Genomic DNA, 14,726 nt, shown 5'->3' with positions numbered 1-14,726 from the left:
AAGGTCGTAGGTTCAAATCCTGCTCCCGCAACCAGATACAGAAAAAGGCCACTCAATCGAGTGGCCTTTTTCGTTTCCGCCGATCGGTTTTCTGCGCAAGTTGTTGATTCGTAAAAACTATCGGTTGACACGTCCTCATCAATCAGTAGAATGGCCGGCGCGGGATGGAGCAGTCTGGTAGCTCGTCGGGCTCATAACCCGAAGGTCGTAGGTTCAAATCCTGCTCCCGCAACCAGATACAGAAAAAGGCCACTCAATCGAGTGGCCTTTTTCGTTTCTGGAGCTGCGGTCTTATGGCGCTCAAGAGCGCTCACGTCGCTTCGCCTCTCGCCTTAAAAAAAGCGGCGGAAGGCCTGGATGAATGGTGGAAAAGCTGAAAAGCTGCCGTTAACATTGCGCACTTTTTTTTCGCGCAGCGGCGCTTGTCAAGCACGCCCCTTGAGGTCATCCATGTCCACCACCGCTCCTAAAGTCGGCTTCGTTTCCCTGGGCTGCCCTAAGGCCACCGTCGACTCCGAACGCATCCTTACCCAACTGCGCATGGAAGGTTACGAGATCGTTCCCACCTATGAAGATGCAGATGTGGTGGTGGTGAACACCTGCGGCTTTATCGACAGCGCCAAGGCCGAATCCCTGGACACCATCGGCGAAGCCATCGCCGAAAACGGCAAGGTGATCGTCACCGGCTGCATGGGGGTCAATGAAGGCAATATCCGCGACGTACACCCCAGTGTGCTGGCGGTGACCGGCCCGCAGCAGTACGAGCAAGTGGTCAATGCCGTGCACGAAGTCATCCCGCCGAAGACCGACCATGATCCCTTCGTTGATCTGGTGCCACCGCAAGGCATCAAGCTCACCCCACGCCACTATGCCTACCTGAAGATTTCTGAAGGCTGCAACCACAGTTGCGCCTTCTGCATCATCCCCTCGATGCGCGGCAGGCTGGTCAGCCGCCCAGTAGGCGACGTGCTCAGCGAGGCCCAGCGCCTGGTCAAGGCCGGGGTCAAGGAGATCCTGGTGATTTCCCAGGACACCAGCGCGTACGGCGTCGACCTCAAGTACAAGACCGATTTCTGGGACGGCCAGCCGGTCAAGACACGCATGAAGGAATTGTGCGAGGCCTTATCGAGCATGGGCGTGTGGGTGCGCCTGCATTACGTCTATCCGTACCCGAACGTGGACGACGTGATTCCGCTCATGGCCGAAGGCAAACTGCTGCCGTACCTGGATATCCCCTTCCAGCACGCCAGCCCCAAAGTCCTCAAGGCCATGAAACGCCCGGCCTTCGAGGACAAGACCCTGGCGCGCATCAAGAAATGGCGCGAGCTCTGCCCGGAACTGACCATCCGCTCGACTTTCATCGTCGGTTTCCCCGGCGAGACCGAGGAAGACTTCCAATACCTGCTCGACTGGCTGAGCGAAGCGCAACTGGATCGCGTCGGTTGCTTCCAGTATTCCCCCGTGGACGGTGCGCCGGCCAACGACTTGGGCCTGGAGCCGGTGCCGGATGCAATCAAACAGGACCGCTGGGAACGTTTCATGGCGCATCAACAGGCCATTTCCGCTGCCCGTCTACAGCGCAAGATCGGTACCGTGATCGAAGTGTTGGTGGATGAAGTCGACCATGAAGGCGCAGTGGCCCGCTCTGCCGCCGACGCGCCGGAAATCGACGGCAGCGTCTTCATTGGCGATCCCAGCTTGCAAGCGGGCGAGAAGGTACGCGTGCGCGTGATTGACGCCGATGAATACGATCTCTGGGCGGAACGCGTGTAGGTCGGACTGCCAAAACCCGTGCGATGAGAGAGGCGGGATAACTCCCGCCCACTCTCAGTCGTTTGCCCGAGAGCCTTGATTCGCCTACTTGATATCGTTGATCAAATCCCGGCGCACCATGGACTTGATCTTCAGCAGGTGATCGTCTTCCTGGGTCTTGGCCTTTTCGAAGCTCTTGGCGATATTCGGATGACCGCCCGCCTCGGCCAGTTCTATAAGCAACTCCCAGGCTGCGTTGTCCTCCAGCTCTGCGGTCAGGAGCGCGCCGAGCCCCTGCGCAACGTTGGTCCTTGGGTCGGTCAGCACTTGCATCAAGCCCATTGATTTGACTGCGGCGACATCGGCGCATGGGGTCTGCGCCGTGGGGTCCGCACCCAGGGTCTTGATCGCATCCTCGACCAGCAGCATGTGCTCGAACTCTTCGTCACGGATGTGCTGGAGTACGCTCACCAGATCCGAACCGACGACATTCATGGCTTTGACCTTGGCGATCATCGCGTCGTACAGGCGAACCCCGCTACGCTCGAATGCCAGGCGCTCGCCAAGCTTGTCGACCAATAGCTCCGGGCTTTTACCCTTGATCATGTCGAAGGTCGATTTGAGCATGCCCTTGGCCGAGCCAGGAATCGGCACAGAACCAATACGCTCGGCCTCTTCATTACGTTTGACTCGCTCGGTCGCGAGCAGAGCGTCATCACCCGGTACATCGGGAAGGATTTGCTCAACGGCTTCCATCAGCCGCTCCGTATCTTTGGGGGACATCTGTATGCCGGTGAGATTGCTGCCCAACTTTGCTGCAGTCGCCATGTTCGTTCTCCTTCAAGAAATCTTGCGGAAAAGTTCGCCACCCGGTGCCCACTGATAGCCCGCAGACACGATGTCCGATGCGAGCCCTTCCGAGGCCAGGTGCTTGCGATAGTCGAGCGAGGACTTGGGCTCCTTGTCCTTATTGACGTAAACGGGGCCGGCTGTGCGCAGATCCACCTCGGCAGCCAGAACCTGGCGCACGAAGTCGCGCTGACTCTTGAACTCCACCATTTTCGGCAGCGGGCCGGCGAGAATCTCTGCTGGGTCGCGACCTTCAATTTTCTTGAACCATTCGCACGCGACATTCAGGTGTCCCAACTCGTAGTCGAGGAAACGCTCCCAGATGGCCTTGATCCGCGGGTTGGTCTCCTGCTCCGCACAGCTGGCGTACATGTAGACCTCCATCGCCTCATGCACGATCCACTTCTCGATATGACTCTCGGTGGGGTCGGACAATGCGCCATATTGAGTCACGTGCTGCTCTTCAACCGAGGCAATTTCAGCGTAGAGCTGGCGGGCCACGGGATCGGCAAACAATGGGCCAATGTTCATGTAGTAATCGTGGGTCTGGTACTCAGCTCCGGTGATCAGCGCGGCATGGATCTTGGTGATCAGCGCTGCGGTGTTCTTTTCGTAGTTGTCGCGAATGTCATTCTCGGGATGACGATGATGTTCTGAGGTTTTGCGCCCCGGAACGATGTCGGTATAGCCCTGCAGGATATTGTTGGCATCCTTGCCTTCCAGGCGATCGAGCATCGCCGAGTAGCGATACAGGTGATCGAAATCCTCAAGCAGACCGAAGCGATAGGTTTGCGCTTGGTAGGGGTCAGGTTCGACCTGGGCTACCGCTGCAGTGACTTCGATAGCCACCTGCTCATAGGCCACGGTTGTTTCCAGCGGTGAGTGGTCGGCACCGATTAGCCAGTTGATCATGGTGGCCTGGTGTTGTTCGGTGCGGCGCACCTGGGCCAGCGGCAGGCGCAGCTCCTTATTGAAGCGGGCAATGCCGTGCTTGAGGCGCAACGCGTCGATTTCTACACCATTCATGAGGATGATGCGCACACGGGTAAACGCATCGTCGTCAAGCTTGCTGATCGGCTTGCCAGCCAGTTCCTTCCACGTGAATTTCTGTTTTTCCAGGGGCGTGCCTTTGTTATCGAAGATACCGGCAATGGTATTCATGGAGCCTCCATATCATGCGTGGATCTCAGCATCAGGGTTGCCGCCCGTAACGGACGACGTCTTAAGGGGACTGGAAGCTCCCACGCTGAATTCAGTCAGCCCGACAGAAGAGCACCTAAAACAGCCATTACGGACCGACGGTCTTGGGCTGCTGGATAGAGCGAAGCCGACACAGAACTTTCGCAGCACAGCCAGTTGGGCAAAAAAAGCGATACCCTTTCACTCTCACGCGTTGCCACGTCGCCTCGTTCTACTCCTGGGCATAAAAGGGAACCCGTTCACGGCACCAATCGGTGAAGAAACTCCAGACTGCAGGCCCTGTGCTGACCGGCACGTGATTAACAAGGACGCTCCATGGAACACAACCTGATCCTCCAACCGCTGTTCGCTTTGATCATGCTGACCGCCATTGTCTGGATATTTATGTATGTACGCCGCCTCGCCTTCATACTGAATAACCGCATAGATCCACAACGTATTGCGACCCCCGAGCAACTAAATTCCGTCCTGCCTGCTGAAATCAACAATTCATCCAATAACCTGAAAAATCTGTTCGAACTGCCGACCCTCTTTTACATCCTTTGCCTGATACTTTTTGCAACGCAACATGTAGACATGATCTTTCTTTACTCAGCCTGGGCTTATGTAGGACTACGGGCGATTCACAGTCTGATTCACTGCACAACCAATGTGGTAAATCTCCGCTTTGCCGCCTATTTTCTGTCCAGCCTGGTGCTTTGGTTCATCACCGTCCGCCTTGCAGTCTCTGTGCTTTAATCCGCTGCGACGTTTTTGGGCCACCAACCTTAATCTGGAGTTCATTGATGGATTCGCATTACATTTTCTTCCCCATGCTGGCGCAAATAGCGCTTACGCTGGGAATGTACGTCCTATTGGCCTTGCGTAAGGCCCAGGCACTCAGGGCTAAAACGTTGAAAATCAAGGAAGCGGCTCTAGACAATAAGGCCTGGCCGGATGCCGTGGTCAAGGTGTCAAACAATATCGCTAACCAGTTTGAAACTCCGGTGCTCTTCTATGCCTTGTGCCTGATTCTTTTTACCATCAATGGCGTTACCCTTCTCAGCATTGCCCTGGCCTGGATATTCATTGCCTTGCGATATATGCATGCTCGCATACACATAGGCACCAACCATGTACCTAAACGCATGCGCGTATTTGTGATGAGTTGCGGTGTTCTTATGGCGATGACGGCTCTGGCAGCCTGGCAACTGGCCTCTCTGATTTCAACGTGATTGGCCTTTAAATCGGCTTATCAATTGGGTTACGCACAAAAGCGCCGCTTGGAAAACATAGGCAGTCGTGAAGTAATCCCATAGAAGCCAGATAACTGATTGAACCTGAATGCATCGATACGCTACCCTTCGGTGCATTTTTCAACATGAGGTCAGTATGAAAACCGTTCTTAAAGCCGCCGTTTTTGCAGTCGGGCTTGCGACACTTGCCAGCGCACAGGCTCAGATGGGGCCCTATGTTGGCGCCAACATTTCGAGAGTAGAAATCGATCACGCCGATCTCACTTCCCTCGGTTACAAGCTGGGCTATCAAGCCAATCAGAACTTTGCTGTCGAAGCGCGCCTGGGCACTGGCCTGTTTGATGACTCGGTAGATCATCGCACCTATGAGATCGACAATTATGCCGGCCTCTATGCCAAAGCCATTCTGCCGCTGAACCACAATTTTTCCGTATATGGTCTGGTCGGCTACAGCCGTGCCGAACTGAAAACCTATACCCGTTACGGCATGGTGAATGACTGGTCCGATCGGGACGTCAGCAGCGGCCTCGGACTGGATATTGGCATTGAGCGCAACCTGTCCATCAACCTGGAATGGATCAATCTGGTTGAGGATGTCGACCTGCTGTCGTTTGGTATCAATTACGGATTCTGACGTTGCGCCGGTTTTCCGGCGAGCTCCGGCTCATGCCGCCTCCCTTTGATAGGACCAGGCCATGAGCCGGTACCCCACCGCAGACACGTCGATTAAATGACCACGGTGACTACCATGCGCTTTGCTGGCTTATGCCTGATTGCCTTTATCCTGGCCGGTTGCGCCACCGTGCCCGTTCCCGCTCCGGTCCCGGGTGAGCCCGTGATCTATCGCGGCCACTTGGTCATGACACCGGAAATGCAGGTCATCGTGCCCTGCAATACCGAGGAGCCGCTTTGGGTGGTGGCCGACGAGAAGACTCAAGCGTATCTGCTGAGTCGTTACCCCAGTCTGGTCAACGAAGCCGATGAAGAAGCCTTCGCCGTCCTACAGGGGAAGCCTGGGCCTACCTTGGATTGCCCGCTGTGCCGCGATTTCCCGGGCAGTTTCCAGGTCCAAAAAGTGCTCGAATACCGCAAGGCGACCCCAGACGATTGTCATTAACAGCGTATGCGGTTGGTTGAGCCCGGTGCCGTAATTGACCAGACAGACCACCAGCCTCAAGTGCCAAACCCAGCGGCGCGCATGAATAGGCGAAGCAGATAAGCCAGCCCGCCCAGTGCCAGCACACTGGCACACCAAAGTCCCAATAACCAGGCCAGCCGCTGCCACAGTGGCCTGGCCTCATGGCTGTGCTCGTGCTTCATACGCCCTGGTCTCTGATGCTCAGTGATAGCCGCTCTCCGGGGTGACTTTGCCGCGGAACACGTAATAGCTCCACGCGGTGTAGACCAGAATCAGCGGAATGATGAACAGCGCGCCAACCAGCGTAAAGGCCTGGCTTTTCGGCGAGGCGGCGGCGTCCCAGATACTCACCGACGGCGGAATGATATTTGGCCACAGACTGATACCCAAGCCACTGTAGCCGAGGAAGATCAGCGCCAAGGTCAGCAAAAAAGGCGTGTAATGGGCATTTCTGCGAATAGCCCGCAGCAAGGCGTAGGTACAGAGCAGCACCAGAATCGGCACAGGTAGAAACCAGAACAGATTGGGCAGGCTGAACCAGCGGGCGGCGATCTCCTCATGGGCCAACGGGGTCCACACGCTGACAATTCCGGTCACCACCAGTACCGCCCAGACCAGAGGAGTCCCCAGGTCGTGCATGCGCTGCAGCAGCGCACCGCTGGTCTTGATCATCAGCCAAGTACAGCCCAGCAATGCATAGGCGACGATCAACGCCAAACCGCAAAACACCGAAAACGGCGTCAGCCAGTCCAGCGCGCCACCGGCGTAGGTGCGATCGACTACTGGCAAACCATCGATGAAGGCCCCCAGCACCACGCCTTGGGAGAAGGTGGCGAGCAATGAGCCGCCAATAAACGCCTTGTCCCACAAATGTTGCTGCTCCTCGCTGGCCTTGAAACGGAACTCGAAGGCGACGCCCCGGAAAATCAAGCCGATCAGCATGAAGATAATGGGCAAATACAGCGCCGACAGCACCACCGAATACGCCAGTGGAAACGCTGCGAACAACCCAGCGCCACCCAGCACCAGCCAGGTTTCATTGCCGTCCCAGACCGGCGCCACAGTGTTCATCATCACGTCTCGGTCACGGCTATCCGGGACGAAGGGAAAAATGATCCCGATACCCAGATCGAAGCCATCCATCACCACATACATCATCACCCCAAAGATGATGATCACCGCCCAGATCAGAGACAGATCGATGGCCATGGCTCAGTTCCTCGCGCCGAGTTGGTCGCTGCGTCCTTCCGGAAAACCTTCATCGGCCGCCGAAATCGGCCGGGCCGGCGTGCGCGGACGACCTGGGCCGCCGCTGCCGGTTTCACGGCCTTCATCGGGTACCGGTCCTTTGCCCACCAAACGCAGCACGTAATAGAAGCCGACGCCAAATACCGCGAAGTAGACCACCACGAACATCACCAGGGTCAGGCTCATTTGCGCCACACCATGGGCGGATACGGCGTCGGCGGTGCGCAACAGTCCATGCACCACCCAGGGCTGACGGCCAATCTCGGTGGTGAACCAGCCGGCCAGCAGCGCGATCAACCCGGACGGTCCCATCCACAGCACCAGGCGCAGGAAGGGGCGAGACGTGTACAAGCGTTCCTTACGGCGTAGCCACAGGCTCCATACGCCCGTGACAATCATCAGCAGGCCAAGCCCGACCATCACCCGGAAGGTCCAGAACACGATGGTCGAATTGGCGCGATCCTCGGGGGGAAAGTCCTTCAGGGCAGGCACCTGTTCAGTCAGGCTATGACGCAGGATCAGACTGCCCAGGTAAGGGATTTCCACCTTGAAGCGGGTTTCCTCGCGCTGCATGTCCGGCCAACCAAACAGGATCAACGGCGTTGCTTCGCCCGGCACGTTTTCCCAATGGCCCTCGATGGCGGCAATCTTTGCAGGCTGGTATTCAAGGGTGTTGAGGCCGTGATAATCACCCACCACCGCCTGGATCGGCGTGACGATCAGCGCCATCCACATGGCCATCGACAGCATCTTGCGCACCGCCGGATTGTCGCGCTCACGCAACAGGTGCCAAGCTGCCGAGGCGCCGACGAAGAACGCCGTGGCCAGAAATGCCGCGATCGCCATATGCGTCAGTCGGTAGGGAAAGGACGGGTTAAAGATCACCAGCAGCCAGTCCACCGGTACCGCCCGGCCATCGATGATTTCATGACCCTGGGGGGTATGCATCCAGCTGTTCGACGCGAGAATCCAGAAGGTGGAAATCAGCGTACCGAGGGCCACCATCAGCGTGGAAAAAAAGTGCAGGCCCGGCCCTACGCGATTCCAACCGAATAGCATGACTCCCAGAAAGCCCGCCTCCAGAAAGAACGCGGTGAGCACTTCATAGGTCAGCAAGGGGCCGGTGATATTGCCCGCGAAATCGGAAAATACGCTCCAGTTGGTGCCGAACTGGTAGGCCATGACCAGCCCCGAGACCACGCCCATGCCGAAGTTGACGGCAAAGATCTTCGACCAGAAATGGTAGAGATCGCGGTAGACGGTCTGATGCGTTTTCAGCCACAGGCCTTCAAGCACCGCCAGGTAACTGGCCAGGCCGATGGTGATGGCAGGGAACAAAATGTGAAATGAAACCGTGAAGGCAAACTGGATTCGCGCGAGCTCAAGAGCCTCCAGACCAAACATGGACTCATCCTCGTGTGTCCGGGAACCGGCATACAGCAACAGACCGCCGTTTTTTCAATCAGTGCAGTGTTTTCCCGGCATCGCCCGTCGAGAGCAGCCCTGGAGCGCGTCGGCAGCAAGGTCCGCCGGTGTACTTTTTTGTACAGGCAATGGTGTCGTGCCTGCTGAGCTCACCATCCTGACGGGCTTGGGGCGTCAATCTGATCCGGTTTTAAATGACAAATCTGGGTCTGTTATCCAATCAACGTGGCCTCCACTATTACCGCCCATCATTTACCTGATGGAAGTCGCCATGACCGAGCGCATCCCCGCCAAGATCGTCGAGACTCTCGACCCAAGCCAGCCCCTGCGCCTGCCCCCCGCCCAGTTGGGAGGTCCCATTCACACCCGCAGCTTTACGGGCCTGTTTCGCAATCTGCGCCTGTTCGGTTCAGGTTTCCTGTTTCTGTTGTTCTTCGGTACCGCCTGGCTGAATTGGGGTGATCGCCAGGCCGTGCTCTGGGACCTGGCTGAGCGCAAGTTTTATATTTTCGGCGCTACCGTCTGGCCGCAGGACCTGATCCTGCTGTCGGCGCTGTTGATCATCTGCGCCTTCGGCCTGTTCTTCATTACCGTGTTCGCCGGACGCGTCTGGTGTGGCTACACCTGCCCGCAAAGCGTGTTCACCTGGGTGTTCATGTGGGCAGAAAAAGTCACCGAAGGCGACCGCAACCAGCGCATCAAACTCGACGCTGCCCCCTGGTCAATCAACAAGCTGCTGCGTCGCTCGGCCAAGCACGGCCTTTGGTTGGCCATCGGCCTGTCGACGGGCATCACCTTTGTTGGCTACTTCACGCCGATTCGTGAACTGGTAAGCGAGCTGGTCACGCTGCAACTGGGTCTGACCACAGCCTTCTGGGTGGCTTTTTTCACCACTGCCACCTACCTGAATGCCGGCTGGCTGCGTGAAAAAGTGTGTCGCGACATGTGCCCCTATTCGCGCTTTCAGAGTGTGATGTTCGATGCCGACACACTGGTCGTCTCCTACGATGCCGCCCGAGGCGAGGCGCGTGGCCCGCGACGCAAGGATATCGATCATCGCGCAAGCGGCCTGGGCGACTGTATTGACTGCACGATCTGCGTACAGGTCTGCCCTACCGGGATCGATATCCGCGACGGCCTGCAACTGGACTGCCTGAGCTGCGGGGCGTGCATCGACGCATGCGACGAGGTGATGGACAAGATGGGGTATCCACGCGGCCTGGTGCGCTACAGCTCCGAACATGCGCTGGCTGGCGGCAAGACCCGCCTGCTGCGTCCACGGCTGGTCGGTTACGCCGCCATGCTGCTGGTGATGTGTGCGGCCTTCGTCTGGGCCTGGCAAGCCCGCCCGCTGCTGTCCCTGGACATCACCAAGGATCGCGGCCTGTATCGGGAAAACACCGCCGGACAGATCGAGAACATTTATCGTCTGAAGATCATCAACAAGACCCAGCAGCCGCACCGCTACGCCGTGTCACTGCTCGAGCCTGGACCTTTTGTCCTGCAGGGCACCCGTGAAGTGCAATTGAACGCGGGAGAAATCCTCGACCTGCCGGTGAGTGTGGCGCTGACCACCGAACGGGCCGCCAGCCCTACCCAGCCTGTGTATTTCCAGGTAATGGAGGTGGATCAGCCGGAACATAAGGTCAGCGCTAAAAGCACGTTTGTCGCACCCATGCATCGCTAGGCTGCGTTGTCGTTTCGCTATGCATCACCGGACGCTACCGATGCACGTCTAAAAGCCCGCTTGGCGCGGCCCTCGCTCAGGGGAATTAACCCACGTTCCTCTGAGCGTGCCTTGCGCGGCGTAAACAGACATCAGGAACGATATCGCATGGCAACGCATCAACCGGTAGAGTGGCAGCCTCCCTCCGCCATTCAGCAAGACACGATGAAGCGCTACGAACGGTTAGCCGATGAAATTGCCGGCCTGATCCGCAGTGGCGTATTAGCTCCCGGCGAAAGAGTGCCGTCGGTACGCAATGCCAGCCGCATCTATGGCGTCAGCCCCTCCACGGTGTTCCAGGCCTATTACCTGCTGGAAGACCGCGGGCTGATCCTTGCGCGGGCACGTTCGGGGTATTTTGTACGCGAACATGCCCAACGCCCGCTGCCAGAACCGGAGATCGGCCCACGTTCTACAGGCGCGACCGAAGTGGACGTCAGCGACCTGGTCTTTTCCGTACTGGATTCACTGAAAGACCCCAACACAGTGCCATTCGGCTCGGCCTTTCCGAGCCCTGACCTGTTTCCTCTCGCTCGCCTGGCCCGCTCGATGGCGCAGAGCATCCGCGCACTGCCCCCCCATGCGGTCATCACCGACATGACCACCGGCAATCCCGATCTGCGTCGTCAGTTGGCCCTGCGTTATATGGTCAGCGGCGTGATGTTGCCGCCCGAGGAACTGGTGATTACCACCGGGGCGATGGAAGCGCTCAATCTCTGTCTGCAGGTGGTGACCGAACCGGGCGACCTGGTGGCCATCGAAGCGCCGGCCTTTTATGCCACCTTGCAGGTATTAGAGCGCCTCAAGCTCAAGGCCGTGGAAATTCCCGTGCACCCGCGCGACGGCATCGATCTGGGCATCCTGGCCGACCGACTGGCCCAGCTGCCGATCAAGGCCTGCTGGTTCATGAGCAGTTTTCAAAATCCACTGGGCGCCAGCCTGGACGCTGAGAAAAAACGCCGGCTGTATGCATTACTGCAGCGCCATCAGGTGCCGATGATCGAAGATGATGTGTACGCCGAACTGTATTTCGGCATTCAGCCGCCACGTCCGGTGAAAAGTTTGGATGATGAGGGCCTGGTAATGCATTGCGGCTCATTTTCCAAATGCCTGGCACCCGGCTACCGAGTCGGCTGGGTGGCAGGCGGCCGCTACGCCGAGCAGATCAGCAGACTCAAGCTGATGACCACCATTTCCCCGTCTGTGCCAATCCAGGCCGCCTTGGCCGACTACCTGCAGCACGGCGGCTACGACCGGCATCTACGCAAGCTGCGCCACGCCCTGGAAACGCAACAGGCATCGATGCTGGCCTCGGCGGCTCGGCACTTTCCCCCCAACACGCGAGTGACTCGACCCGGCGGCGGGTATTTCCTCTGGTTCGAATTCCCCCAGCAGGTCGACTCACTGCAACTGTTCCAACAGGCGTTGGCCCAGGGCATCAGCCTTGCACCGGGGCCGATCTTTTCCGCCACCCGACGTTTCGGCAATTGTGCGCGCCTGAATTACGGCCATCCTTGGGATGTCCGCAGCGAACAGGCCATGGCCGTGCTGGGGCGCATCATCGCGTCGTTTTGAGTTCGCAGAACAGGTCGGCACAGAATGGGGCCCTCAGGCACCATCCTGTTGATTACGCCTTGGGCAGGGTGACGCCGGTCTGACCCTGATATTTGCCGCCGCGATCCTTGTAGGACACTTCGCACGGCTCGTCAGACTCTAGGAACAACATCTGCGCCACACCTTCATTAGCATAGATTTTCGCCGGCAGGGTGGTGGTGTTGGAGAACTCCAGGGTTACGTGACCTTCCCACTCCGGCTCCAGCGGCGTGACGTTGACGATGATGCCGCAACGCGCATAGGTGCTCTTGCCCAGGCAAATGGTCAACACATTGCGGGGAATGCGAAAGTATTCGACGGTACGAGCCAAGGCGAAGGAGTTCGGCGGAATGATGCACACCGGCCCCTTCACGTCGACGAAGCTTCGTTCATCGAAATTCTTCGGGTCGACCGTGGCCGAGTGAATATTGGTGAAAACCTTGAATTCGTCGGCGCAGCGAACGTCGTAGCCGTAGCTCGAAACACCGTAGGAAATCAGCCGCTCGCTGCCTTCGGTGCGCACCTGGCGCTCGACGAAGGGCTCGATCATGCCGTGTTCCTGGGCCATGCGGCGAATCCACTTGTCCGATTTGATACTCATGGTGCGATGCCTGCCACTGTCAATAAAGCGCGTATCGTAACCGGGCTGGGGCTTCTGCCGCAAAGCCGGGACATGCGAAACGGGTACTGCCTCAAACCGGCCCTGACCTGAGCGCTCAGCCGTGCGGTGTCTCCGTTGCCGCGGCAATAAAGGCGGACGAATTATCACTTCGCGCGGTCGATTGTCGATGAATGAAAAAAACACTGGTGTTCCCGTAAAAATCGGGTACTGTGTGTCCCTAGCTGCTGCTGCATGTGTCACCGCGAATCGCGACATGTTTAGATTTCGATCCATTCATTGCTTCGACTCCTTGTACTCCTTGCACACAGTTCCAGTTCGGGCTTTTCCGAGCATCTTTTCAAAATCCGTTCAAGGAGACATTCACATGTCCAATCGCCAAACCGGTACCGTTAAGTGGTTCAACGATGAAAAAGGCTTCGGCTTCATCACTCCGCAATCCGGTGACGACCTCTTCGTACACTTCCGCGCTATCCAGAGCGACGGTTTCAAGAGCCTGAAAGAAGGCCAGCAAGTCTCTTTCGTCGCTACCCGCGGCCAGAAAGGCATGCAAGCTGAAGAAGTCCAGGTTATCTAACCTGAGCTTTAACGCTTAAAAAAAACCCGCTTCGGCGGGTTTTTTTATGCCTGTCGTTCCATGCCTAGGCTTCGGGTGGCAGGCGCGCCGCCACCCGAAGCAGGTTTTCAGTCGTCGCTGATTTCGATCTTAGGCATCGACTGCGCAACGATCTGCCCACTTTGGGCGATACGGGCACCCACTGTGCGCGCCATCTGCTGGTAGATCATCGCGATCTGGCTTTCCGGATCGGCAATCACCGTCGGCGTGCCGGCATCCGACTGGCTGCGAATCGCCATGGACAGCGGTAGCGAGGCCAGCAGCTCGACGTTGTACTGCGTCGCCAGCTTCTCACCGCCACCTTCGCCAAACAGATGCTCGGCATGACCACAGTTCGAGCAAATATGCACGGCCATGTTTTCAACCACGCCCAGCACTGGAATGTTCACCTTGCGGAACATTTCCACCCCCTTCTTGGCATCCAGCAGCGCCAGATCCTGTGGCGTCGTGACGATTACCGAACCGGTAACCGGTACCTTCTGGGACAGGGTGAGCTGGATGTCGCCCGTGCCCGGCGGCATGTCGATCACCAGATAATCCAGATCGCTCCAGGCAGTCTGGGTGATCAACTGCAGCAGCGCACCGGAAACCATTGGCCCGCGCCACACCATGGGCGTCTTGTCGTCGGTCAGGAATGCCATGGACATGACCTGCACGCCATGGGCTTCCAGCGGCACGAACCACTGCTGATCCCTGACCTGCGGGCGTGTCCCCTCGGGGATGCCGAACATGATGCCCTGACTGGGACCATAGATGTCCGCATCCAGCATCCCCACACGTGCGCCTTCGCGAGCCAACGCCAGCGCCAGGTTGGCGGCGGTGGTGGACTTGCCCACCCCGCCCTTGCCCGAAGACACCGCGATGATGTTCTTCACGTGGGCCAACGCCGGCACCTGCTCCTGGGCTTTGTGCGCGGCGATCACGCAGTCGACCTGCACATCGGCGTGGGCGACGCCGTCCAGGTTCGCGAGGGCCATTTGCAGGAGCTGCGCCAGCCCGGTCTTGAACAGCGCCGCGGCATAGCCCAGCTCCAGATGTACACTGACGCGATCGCCATTGATATCGATCTGCTTGACGCAACCGGCACTCACAAGATCCTGATTAAGGTGCGGATCGATGTATTGACGCAGCGCGGCTTCAACCGCTTCACGGGTGACAGGCATGGGGGCTCCAGGAAAGACCGAGTAAAACAGGCAGTTATCTTAGCAGCAGCCGCCGGCTTGCGGCTCCAGCAGAAACGCTGATCGGCACAGCGCCAGACTCTAGCCTTGCCACACTTGCCTGCCGCCAGTGGCCTGTACCCGGCCGCTTCCTTTATAGTTGCC

General features: G+C 58.1%; 15 protein-coding genes and 2 tRNA genes (1 of these 17 only partly in view). 10 read left to right on the top strand and 7 right to left on the bottom strand.

Annotation, left to right across the window (positions count from 1 at the left end; all coding sequences use genetic code 11):
* The 3 genes from H9642_RS04305 to rimO form a co-directional block, all read left to right on the top strand.
* Positions 1–34, top strand: a tRNA-Met gene (locus tag H9642_RS04305) (it extends 143 nt beyond the left edge of the window).
* A gap of 124 nt (positions 35–158) precedes the next feature.
* A tRNA-Met gene (locus H9642_RS04300) sits at positions 159–235 on the top strand.
* A 215-nt stretch (positions 236–450) separates the two neighbouring features.
* Complete coding sequence (gene rimO, locus H9642_RS04295; RefSeq protein WP_251835157.1) at positions 451–1,773, top strand: 30S ribosomal protein S12 methylthiotransferase RimO; 1,323 nt, start codon at positions 451–453, stop codon at positions 1,771–1,773.
* An 84-nt stretch (positions 1,774–1,857) separates the two neighbouring features.
* Here the strand turns inward: rimO and H9642_RS04290 are convergent, their stop codons facing one another.
* Together H9642_RS04290 and H9642_RS04285 are read right to left on the bottom strand one after the other, a co-directional pair.
* Positions 1,858–2,580: a ferritin-like domain-containing protein gene (locus tag H9642_RS04290; protein ID WP_251835156.1), complete on the bottom strand. Its 723-nt coding sequence runs from the start codon at positions 2,578–2,580 to the stop codon at positions 1,858–1,860.
* A gap of 12 nt (positions 2,581–2,592) precedes the next feature.
* Complete coding sequence (locus H9642_RS04285; RefSeq protein ID WP_251835155.1) at positions 2,593–3,762, bottom strand: hypothetical protein; 1,170 nt, start codon at positions 3,760–3,762, stop codon at positions 2,593–2,595.
* Positions 3,763–4,116: 354 nt separating this feature from the next.
* On the opposite strand from H9642_RS04285, the gene H9642_RS04280 reads away from it, so the two are divergent.
* From H9642_RS04280 to H9642_RS04265, 4 genes are all read left to right on the top strand, one after another.
* Positions 4,117–4,539: an MAPEG family protein gene (locus H9642_RS04280; protein WP_251835154.1), complete on the top strand. Its 423-nt coding sequence runs from the start codon at positions 4,117–4,119 to the stop codon at positions 4,537–4,539.
* 47 nt (positions 4,540–4,586) lie between these two features.
* Positions 4,587–5,015 (top strand): MAPEG family protein, encoded by a 429-nt coding sequence (locus H9642_RS04275; protein WP_251835153.1) that lies wholly within the window; start codon positions 4,587–4,589, stop codon positions 5,013–5,015.
* A 157-nt stretch (positions 5,016–5,172) separates the two neighbouring features.
* Entirely contained in the window at positions 5,173–5,670 is a 498-nt protein-coding gene (locus tag H9642_RS04270; protein WP_251835152.1) for an outer membrane beta-barrel protein, read from the top strand.
* Between the two features lie 96 nt (positions 5,671–5,766).
* A complete protein-coding gene (locus H9642_RS04265) occupies positions 5,767–6,153 on the top strand; it encodes a hypothetical protein (RefSeq protein WP_251835151.1) in 387 nt (128 codons plus the stop codon).
* Between the two features lie 56 nt (positions 6,154–6,209).
* Here H9642_RS04265 and H9642_RS04260 read toward each other — a convergent pair whose 3' ends face one another.
* From H9642_RS04260 to H9642_RS04250, 3 genes are read right to left on the bottom strand one after another with little or no spacing between them, the layout of a single operon-like run.
* Positions 6,210–6,356 (bottom strand): DUF2474 domain-containing protein, encoded by a 147-nt coding sequence (locus tag H9642_RS04260; RefSeq protein WP_251835150.1) that lies wholly within the window; start codon positions 6,354–6,356, stop codon positions 6,210–6,212.
* A gap of 19 nt (positions 6,357–6,375) precedes the next feature.
* Positions 6,376–7,383, bottom strand: coding sequence for a cytochrome d ubiquinol oxidase subunit II (gene cydB / locus H9642_RS04255; RefSeq protein WP_251835149.1), 1,008 nt, complete (start codon positions 7,381–7,383; stop codon positions 6,376–6,378).
* A gap of 3 nt (positions 7,384–7,386) precedes the next feature.
* Positions 7,387–8,826 (bottom strand): cytochrome ubiquinol oxidase subunit I, encoded by a 1,440-nt coding sequence (locus H9642_RS04250; RefSeq protein ID WP_251835148.1) that lies wholly within the window; start codon positions 8,824–8,826, stop codon positions 7,387–7,389.
* A gap of 292 nt (positions 8,827–9,118) precedes the next feature.
* Between H9642_RS04250 and ccoG the strand changes: the two genes are divergently transcribed.
* Together ccoG and mapR are read left to right on the top strand one after the other, a co-directional pair.
* Positions 9,119–10,534: a cytochrome c oxidase accessory protein CcoG gene (gene ccoG, locus H9642_RS04245; RefSeq protein ID WP_251835147.1), complete on the top strand. Its 1,416-nt coding sequence runs from the start codon at positions 9,119–9,121 to the stop codon at positions 10,532–10,534.
* Between the two features lie 204 nt (positions 10,535–10,738).
* Entirely contained in the window at positions 10,739–12,148 is a 1,410-nt protein-coding gene (gene mapR, locus H9642_RS04240; RefSeq protein WP_251835365.1) for a GntR family transcriptional regulator MpaR, read from the top strand.
* 52 nt (positions 12,149–12,200) lie between these two features.
* On the opposite strand, the gene dcd is transcribed toward mapR, so the two are convergent.
* Entirely contained in the window at positions 12,201–12,767 is a 567-nt protein-coding gene (dcd, locus tag H9642_RS04235; RefSeq protein ID WP_251835146.1) for a dCTP deaminase, read from the bottom strand.
* A gap of 385 nt (positions 12,768–13,152) precedes the next feature.
* On the opposite strand from dcd, the gene H9642_RS04230 reads away from it, so the two are divergent.
* Positions 13,153–13,362, top strand: coding sequence for a cold-shock protein (locus H9642_RS04230; protein WP_251835145.1), 210 nt, complete (start codon positions 13,153–13,155; stop codon positions 13,360–13,362).
* Between the two features lie 107 nt (positions 13,363–13,469).
* On the opposite strand, the gene apbC is transcribed toward H9642_RS04230, so the two are convergent.
* Positions 13,470–14,564: an iron-sulfur cluster carrier protein ApbC gene (gene apbC / locus H9642_RS04225; protein WP_251835144.1), complete on the bottom strand. Its 1,095-nt coding sequence runs from the start codon at positions 14,562–14,564 to the stop codon at positions 13,470–13,472.
* Between the last annotated feature and the right edge of the window lie 162 nt (positions 14,565–14,726).

The sequence above is a fragment of the Serpens gallinarum genome, assembly GCF_014836765.1.
GTDB classification, from domain to species: domain Bacteria; phylum Pseudomonadota; class Gammaproteobacteria; order Pseudomonadales; family Pseudomonadaceae; genus Serpens; species Serpens gallinarum.
This window is presented reverse-complemented; position numbering and strand designations above follow the sequence as displayed.